At 43.6% G+C, this 644-nt stretch carries 1 pseudogene; it reads right to left on the bottom strand.

Annotated features, from left to right (window positions below):
• Positions 1 to 644, bottom strand: a pseudogene (locus ACTHUR_RS15145) (regulatory protein NosR); the annotation flags it as partial.

Raw genomic sequence — 644 nt, 5'->3', positions numbered from 1 at the left:
GCCTGAGCCCTTCCAAGAGTATCGGCCTTCACCGGCAACCATAATCGCCTGTTGACCTGGTTGCAAACGTTTTTGCAGATTATTCCAACCGGCCTCACCTAAAAGGCTTTTACCGATAGAAGGTTGGCTGACCAAAGCAACATATAAATCAACGAATGTATCGTTACCATCACCCTGCTCTGCATGCTCAGCAACACCTGCTTTACCACCTTTTTCAAACAATTTGTTGATATCGTCAACAGAAATATGCAGATGACCAACAGCTTTTTGTTCTAACAGTGCATTCCAAGACTGAATATCTTGTTTATCAGAATTCACAGCACGACGGGGACGGGTTTGAACCGCAGGCTCATTTGCAGCTTGTTCACCAGAAGCGGCAGCAGCACCGGCTTGAGTCGCTTTATCCGTACCCAAATGATATTGATGAATAACCGATTTGACAGAACGCTGAATACTGTCGTTAATCACCATTAACGTTACAGTCGCACCACTGATGATATCACCAGGAGCCACGCCAGGCTGCGGAGGATTTTTAATAAAATTTAAGCCAATATATTTATCAATGAATTTATCAACACTGGATTGCGGAATACCAATCAGCATAATTGGTTCATGATGTTCAACCAATTTTGCTCCGGCAATAG

The sequence above is a fragment of the Neisseria sp. P0021.S007 genome, assembly GCF_051956855.1.
The sequence above is the reverse complement of the archived record's forward strand: the minus strand, read 5'-3'. Positions and strand labels throughout refer to the sequence as shown.